The organism is Polaromonas sp. P1_G4 (assembly GCF_056405475.1).
Genome location: NZ_JBFUCA010000197.1, coordinates 1 through 7,307 on the forward strand (window position 1 = coordinate 1; position 7,307 = coordinate 7,307).

The 7,307-nt window shown below is 61.8% G+C and carries 7 protein-coding genes and 1 pseudogene; all 8 read right to left on the reverse strand.

Annotation, left to right across the window (positions count from 1 at the left end; genetic code table 11):
* A pseudogene (locus AC1D1X_RS11595) lies at positions 1 to 212 on the reverse strand (mannitol dehydrogenase family protein); the annotation flags it as partial.
* Positions 213 to 219: 7 nt separating this feature from the next.
* Positions 220 to 966 carry an SDR family NAD(P)-dependent oxidoreductase gene (locus AC1D1X_RS11600; protein ID WP_477668484.1) on the reverse strand — a complete coding sequence of 249 codons (747 nt, stop codon included), beginning with the start codon at positions 964 to 966 and terminating at the stop codon, positions 220 to 222.
* 87 nt (positions 967 to 1,053) lie between these two features.
* On the reverse strand, positions 1,054 to 2,115 hold the full coding sequence (locus AC1D1X_RS11605) for a malate/lactate/ureidoglycolate dehydrogenase (protein ID WP_477668483.1): 1,062 nt from the start codon (positions 2,113 to 2,115) through the stop codon (positions 1,054 to 1,056).
* A gap of 11 nt (positions 2,116 to 2,126) precedes the next feature.
* Positions 2,127 to 3,653: a UxaA family hydrolase gene (locus AC1D1X_RS11610; RefSeq protein WP_477698307.1), complete on the reverse strand. Its 1,527-nt coding sequence runs from the start codon at positions 3,651 to 3,653 to the stop codon at positions 2,127 to 2,129.
* Positions 3,654 to 3,663: 10 nt separating this feature from the next.
* Positions 3,664 to 4,062, reverse strand: a complete 399-nt coding sequence (locus AC1D1X_RS11615; protein WP_477668481.1) for a hypothetical protein — start codon at positions 4,060 to 4,062, stop codon at positions 3,664 to 3,666.
* Between the two features lie 99 nt (positions 4,063 to 4,161).
* On the reverse strand, positions 4,162 to 5,556 hold the full coding sequence (locus tag AC1D1X_RS11620) for a TRAP transporter large permease (RefSeq protein ID WP_477698308.1): 1,395 nt from the start codon (positions 5,554 to 5,556) through the stop codon (positions 4,162 to 4,164).
* Positions 5,557 to 6,132 (reverse strand): TRAP transporter small permease, encoded by a 576-nt coding sequence (locus AC1D1X_RS11625; RefSeq protein ID WP_477668480.1) that lies wholly within the window; start codon positions 6,130 to 6,132, stop codon positions 5,557 to 5,559.
* A 78-nt stretch (positions 6,133 to 6,210) separates the two neighbouring features.
* Positions 6,211 to 7,209 carry a sialic acid TRAP transporter substrate-binding protein SiaP gene (locus AC1D1X_RS11630; RefSeq protein WP_477668479.1) on the reverse strand — a complete coding sequence of 333 codons (999 nt, stop codon included), beginning with the start codon at positions 7,207 to 7,209 and terminating at the stop codon, positions 6,211 to 6,213.
* Positions 7,210 to 7,307: the final 98 nt, after the last annotated feature.

The window sequence follows — 7,307 nt, forward strand, 5'->3', positions numbered from 1 at the left end:
GCGTCGGCCAGCCCGGTGCTGCGCATGGCGACGCCCAGCACACCCCAGCGYGCATCACCACGCTGCAGCAGGGAATCGAATACCAGTGCCTGGTGCGCACGGTGAAAAGCGCCCAGGCCCAGGTGCACTACGCCCACAGTGCCGCGGCGTGAGTAAGTGGGGACGCCGATGCCTCGCGTGGCGATTTCCGGCAAAGCGCGGGTGTTCAGCATCGCGCGCTCAGTCAAACTGCAGGCCGCCGTTGAGGTCCAGCACCTCGCCGGTGATGAAGCCGCTCATCGGGTGGGCCAGGAACAGCACGCAGTGGGCGAACTCTTCGAGCTCGCAGAAGCGGCCCACCGGTATCTTCTGGCGCAGCTCGGCTTGCCGCTCGGCACTGACCTGCCCGGTCAGCATCTGGGTCTTCACAAAGGTCGGGGCGAGCGCGTTGCAGGTCACGCCGAACGCGGCGTATTCGCGGGCAAAGCTGAAGGTCAGCGAGATTACGCCGCCCTTGCTGGCAGCATAGGCTGGCAGCGGCGACAGCCCCCCGGTTTTGGCGCCATAGGACGATACGTTCACGATGCGGCCAAAACCACGTGCCTTCATCCCGGGCGCCACACGCTGGCTGACGTAGAAGACACCGTCGAGGTTGATGCGCAGGGTCTTGTGCCAGAGCTCCGGCGTGGTCTGTTCGCAGTTGGCGTATTGCAGGAAGCCGGCGTTGTTGACGCAGACGTCGATGCGGCCAAAATGCGCTTCAATGGCGTCGCAGGCGGCGTGCACCTGGGCCTGCTCGCTCACGTCCATGGTGAAGCAGGCCAAACGGTCACCATACGCGGCAAGCTCGGCGGCCACACGTTCGGTGCCGAGGTCAGTGGCCGCTACTTTGTAGCCGGCGGCCAGCAGGGCACGCGCCGTGGCCAGGCCCATGCCGGCGTTGGCGCCAGTGACAAGCGCAACCTGGTCTTGAATCGGTGGCGTCATGGTTTTTCGGTGAAATTGAGGATCATTTTGGCCGCTGGACCTTATAGAGACTGCGCGAGCAGCTACTGATTTGATAGCGTCCAGCGTTCAATCCGGCACATTTACGCCGACCTTCTGGCCGGCTGCGACGATTTCGCGCCAGGTTTCGCCGTCCATTTCAATGCCACCCTGTTCGCGTTCAAGCCGCGCGCGGCGTTCCGGTTCACCGGCAATCTGCACGGCGTCCACACCGTCGGCCGGCGGGCTTTTGCGCAGCCATTCGACGAAAGCCAGCGCTTCCATTTCCAGGGCCGATTGGGTGCCCAGCTTGCCCGGGTCAATCAGGATCGTGAGCATGCTGTTGTAGACCGCACGTGCGCTGCTTGTGGGGTGGTGCCAGGTGCCGCCGCCAGTAAGCGCGCCGCCCAGCAGCTCGCACGCCACCGCCAGGCCGTAGCCCTTGTGCTCGCCGAACGGCATGAGCGCGCCAAAAAAACCGTTCGGCTGCGGCACCACCACCACGCCGGGGTTGGTGGTGGGCTGGCCGTGTTCGTCGATCAGCAGGCCCGGCTGGACGGATTTGCCCTGGTTGTGCGCCACGCGCATCTTGCCTTGGGCCACGCGGCTGGTCGCGAAATCGAGAATGAAGGGCGGCTGGTCCTTCAGCGGTATGCCAATACAGCAGGGATTGGTGCCGTAGCGTCCGTCCGCGCCGCCCCAGGCAGCGACGACCGGCCGCGTCATCACGTTCACGAAGTGCAGCGACACCAGCCCCTGGGCCACGGCCATCTCGGCGAAATGGCCGATGCGCCCCAGATGGTGGGACTCGGCCAGCGCCATGATGCAGCTGCCATGGGTTTTGGCACGTACCATGCCGAGCGCCATCGCCTGCTCGCCGATCGACTGGCCGTAACCGCGCTGGCCGTTCAGGCTGAGCAGCGAGCCGGTATCGAGCAGGGTTTTGACCTGGGCGTTGGGCGTCAGGCCACCTTCGAGTACGGCATCGACGTAGCGCGGAAGCATGCCGATGCCGTGCGAGTCATGGCCGCTCAGGTTGGCCATGACCAGGTTGGCGGCGATTTTTTCCGCTTCGGCGGCCGTGCTGCCGGCTGCTATAAAAATAGTAGCTGCTTGCGCCCGTAGATATTGGGCTTGAAGCACTTTTTGCATGTGAAAAGCCCTTACATCACCGCGCCGACTTGCCAGGGCACAAATTCGTTTTGCCCGTAGCCGTGCTTTTCGCTCTTGCTCGGTTCRCCCGATGCGGTGGCCAGCACCATCTCGAAAATGCGCTGTCCCATCTCCTGCACCGTCACGCCGCTGTCGATAATCTCGCCGCAGTTGATGTCCATGTCCTCTTCCTGCCGATGCCACAGCGCCGAATTGGTGGCGAGCTTGAGCGAAGGCGAGGGCGCGCAGCCGTAAGCCGAACCGCGGCCGGTGGTAAAGCAGATGATGTTGGCGCCGCCAGCCACCTGGCCGGTGGCGCTGACCGGGTCGTAGCCCGGCGTGTCCATGTAGACAAAGCCGTGGTCCTTCACGGGTTCGGCGTATTCATAGACAGCCTCCAGGTTGGAGGTGCCGCCCTTGGCCACCGCACCCAGCGACTTTTCCAGGATGGTGGTCAGGCCGCCGGCCTTGTTGCCGGGCGACGGGTTGTTGTTCATCTCCCCCTCGTTGATCTGGGTGTAGTGCTCCCACCACTTGATGCGCGAGATCAGCTTTTCGGCGATGTCGGGGCGAACGGCGCGCCGCGTGAGCAAATGTTCGGCGCCGTAAATTTCGGGCGTTTCGCTGAGGATGRCTGTGCCGCCATGGGCCACCAGCAAGTCCACCGCCGCGCCGAGCGCCGGGTTGGCGCTGATGCCCGAATAGCCGTCGGAGCCGCCGCACTGCAGGCCGATGGTGATGTGCGCGGCGCTGCACGGTTCGCGCTTGACGGCATTGGCCTGCGGCAGCATTTCCTTGATCATGGCGATGCCCTTGGCCACCGTCTTGGCCGTGCCGCCCGTGTCCTGGATGCTGAAGACGCGCAGGGTTTCACCTTCGCGCAGGCTGCCGTGGGCCAGCCAGGCATTGATCTGGTTTGACTCGCAGCCCAGGCCCACCACCAGCACGCCCGCGAAGTTGGGGTGCGTGGCGTAACCTGTCAGCGTGCGTTGCAGGATCTGCAGGCCCAGGCCGTCGCTGTCCATGCCGCAGCCGGTGCCATGCGTCAACGCCACCACGCCGTCGACGTTGGGAAAGTCTTTCAGCGCTGCAGGGTTGTTCTGCCGCGAGAAATGGTCGGCAATCGCCCGCGCGGCGGTGGCTGAGCAGTTGACGCTCGAGAGAATCCCGATGTAATTGCGGGTGGCGACACGGCCGTCCGGCCGCTTGATGCCCATGAAAGTCGCCTCGCGCCTGGCTGGTGCCGGCTTCACGTCGGCGCCGAATGCGTAGTCGCGCGTAAAGTCGCCCTTGTCGGGGCCCATGTTGAGGTTGTGCGTGTGCACGTGCTCGCCGGGCGCGATGGGTTTGCTGGCAAAACCGATGATCTGGTTGTAGCRCCGCACGGGCTCACCCAGGGCCAGCGCGCGCGTGGCGATCTTGTGGCCGGCAGGAATCAGGCCGCGTACGGTGATGTTTTCGACCTCGGTGCCGCCCACCAGCTGGGCTCGGGCAATCAGGACATCATCGGAGGGGTGAAGGCGAATAAACGGTGTCATTGGTTTGAAGTTAGAAGCTGAACGTCACTTGGTTAATTGGAGACCCCCAGTTAGTGAAGGAGGCTATGGCTTCTTTGATAGCCTCAATCACTTTTTCACGGGACATTTGAAGGTCATTCGGGAAATCAACAGGGTGGGCTAATTCCCAAGGGTAAAACTCTTTCCCATCTTTGATGTGGGTTTTACAGCTAAGTTGTAGTGACAACCTGACCCCCTTCACACCGAAGATGAACCACATCAAATGATGAGTATCTTCGCCACCGCGATAAGTCTGCAGAAAAAACATCTCTCGACCGCGATCAATGGTCCACTTATATGGCCGCAGGGGACGCCCAATCGGGTCTCGCATCTGATCGTGCCCAATTAGTTGTTGATCCTCTACAGAAATCAGTTCTGTTACGAAAGCCATTTAATACTTCTGTGTTTATCGGGGGGCCATCGCGGAACCGGCTTCGCCGGGCCGCAGTTGGTGCCCCCTCGAAGGCGTCTCAGGGTGATTGTTTCACTTTCAGTAAAACATCTTCGGCAACCAGAGTACCAATTTGGGGAAATAGGTGATGATGACCAGGCTGCCCAGCAGCGGGAACAGCCAGGGCAGGATGGCGATGGTGGTCCGTTCCACGGAAAGTTTGGCCACGCGGGCCAGCACAAACAGCACCATGCCCATGGGCGGATGCAGCAGGCCGATCATCAAATTGAGCACCATCACCAGCCCGAAGTGGATCGGGTCCACACCCAGCTGCGTGGCAATCGGCACCAGGATTGGCACCAGAATCGTGATGGCTGCGGTCGGCTCCAGGAAGCAGCCCACAAACAGCATCAGCAAATTGGCCAGCAGCAGGAAGACCCAGGCCTCCTTGGTGAAGTCCAGCACCCATTTGGCAATGTCGGTGGTCACGCCGGTGGCGGTGAGCATCCAGCCGAAGATCGATGCCGCGGCCACAATGAACAGCACGGTGGAGGTGGTCTCGACCGTATCAAGGCAGACCTTCACAAAGCTCTTGAAGGTCAGCGTGCGGTACCAGGCAAACCCGAGGATCAGCGCCCAGACGCAGGCGGCAATCGCGCCTTCCGTGGGGGTGAAGATGCCGGTGGTCATGCCACCTATCAGCAGCACGGGCGTCATGATGGGCAACACGGCCTGAAAATTGAAGGCCTTGTCGGCCGCAAACAATGCCGCCAGTGCGACGGCCACCGTGATCTGCGGCGGAAAGTTCAGTTTGCCGATCAGCAGCCACAGCAGCAGCGGCCAGCCGACGACCACGGCGGTCTCCACCAGCGCCTTGTTCAGGCGGCTCCATGCGAAGGGAACATCGGCGCCCCAGCCGTTCTTGTGTGCGAAGTAGGCCACTGTCAGCATCATCAGGATGGCCATCATGACCCCCGGCAGGATGYCCGCCAGGAATAGCGCGCCGACGCTGACATTGGCCATCATGCCGTAGATCACAAAGGGCAGGCTGGGCGGAATGATGGGGCCCAGCGTGGCCGAGGCCGCCGTCACGCCCACGGCAAACTCGGTGCTGTAGCCGTGGTCCTTCATGGCCTTGATCTCGATGGTGCCGAGGCCGGCGGCGTCGGCAATGGCGGTGCCGCTCATGCCGGCAAACACCACTGAGCCGACGACGTTGACGTGGCCCAGCCCGCCCTTCATCCAGCCGACCAGCGCCAGTGCGTAGTTGTAGATGCGGTTGGTGATACCTGCGTTGTTCATCAGGTTGCCGGCCAGGATGAAGAACGGCACGGCCAGCAGCGGAAAGCTGTCGATGCCGCTGACCATGCGGTGAACCACCACAAAGGGCGGCGAGCTGTTGGTGAACAGGATGTAGACCAGCGACGCCCCGGCCATGGCCATGGCCACCGGCAGGCCACCGCTCATCAGGAAGAGAAAAATAACCTTCAACATTCAGCGGTCCTCCATCGTGGATTCAGGGCGTTCCAGCACGCTGTAGCCGCGCTGCAGGTGGATGCGCATGACCCAGATCGAGCGCACGGCCATGGCCGCAAACCCCACCAGGCAGACGCCGTACACAAGGTTCATCGGCAGGTCGATGATGGTCATCTTGTAGTTGCCCATCTTGTCCATCATTTGCCAGGTCAGCACGACCATGGCGCCCAGGAAGGCGATGCGCAGCACATCGGTCAGCAGGGCCATGGCCCGGGCCAGCCAGGTGGGCATGAAGCGGTAGAAGAAGTCGACCTGGATATGGTTGTTCTTGGCCACGCCGATGGCGGCGCCGACGAATACCGTGGCAATCAGCAGGTAGCGTGCGATTTCTTCCGTCCAGGCGGCGGAATCGTTCATTACATAACGCGTGAAGAACTGGTAGAAAACCGTCAGGCCCAGTGCCCAGAAGAAAAACAGCGCCGCCCAGGCTTCAACGGGCGTGCCGGACAGGTCAACTGCTTCATCCGTGGCGTGGAACTCGCCGTCGTCGCCCATGACCTTGGGCAAGGCGTCAATGTCGGGAATGGAAGTCATGATGGTGGAGTAGTGGGTAATGAGGCCCTTCCCTCCGACGGAGGAAAGGGCGGGAAGCCTTGGCCGGATGGGCAAGACTTACTTGATGGCCTGGATGCGGTCCCAATCCTTCTTGTCGTAGCCCATTGACGCCATGTCCACGGCCTTGACGATGTGATCGCGGAACTCGTCCTTGTTGACCGTGATCAGGTTGATGCCTTTTTTCTTGAACTCATCCACCAGCTCGCCTTCCCGCTTCTGGATGTCGGCCGTGGCTTTGGCGGCCGCTTCCTGCATCACATCCGTGAAGACTTTCTTGTCGGCATCGCTGAGCTTGGTCCAGACGTGGGGGCCGATCTGCGTGACCAGCGAATCGAGGATGTGGCCGGTCAGGATGATGTTCTTCTGGACCTCATAGAACTTCTTGGCCTCGATGGTGGGCAGCGGGTTCTCCTGTGCATCGACCGTGCCGTTTTGCAGCGCCAGGTAAACCTCGGCAAAGGCGATCGGCGTCGGGTTGGCGCCGCAGGCGCGAGGCAGGGCCATGTAGGCCGGCACGTCGGGCACCCGCATTTTCAGGCCCTTCATCTCTTCACAGGTCTTGAAGGGCTTGTTGCTGGTGGAGTGGCGCGCGCCGTAGTAGGTGACGGCGACGGTTTGCACGCCGGTCTTCTGTTTGTAGCCTTCGGTCAGTTCCTTGAAGACATCGCTCTTCGCGTATTTCAGCAGGTGCTCCGGGTCGCGGAAGGTGTAGGGGTAGTAGGCCACGCCGATCCGCGGAAAGCTTCGGGCCGCAAACGATGCGCCCGAGATGATGATGTCGACGGTGCCCAGCTGCAGGCCCTGGTTGATGTCGCTTTCCTTGCCCAGCGTGGAAGCCGGGAACACCTGAATCTCGTAGCGGCCGCTGGTGCGTTTCTTGATTTCGTCGGCTGCCCAGACCGACCACTTGTGGTAGGCCTCGGAGGTTTCGTAGACGTGCGCCCATTTCAGCTTGGTCTGCGCCGATGCGATGCCGGAAAAGCCCACAGTGCCTGCCAGTAGGGCGCAAGCAGCTATGGTTTTGATAGCGAATCTTTTTGTATTGAATGCGTTCATGTTGTCTCCTCGAAGGGTGGTTGCTGGCAGAAAGGAAATCGACGATGCGCGCCAGCGCGCACCGTCGTGAAGCCTGGGGTCTAAGAGCCCGTTCAATG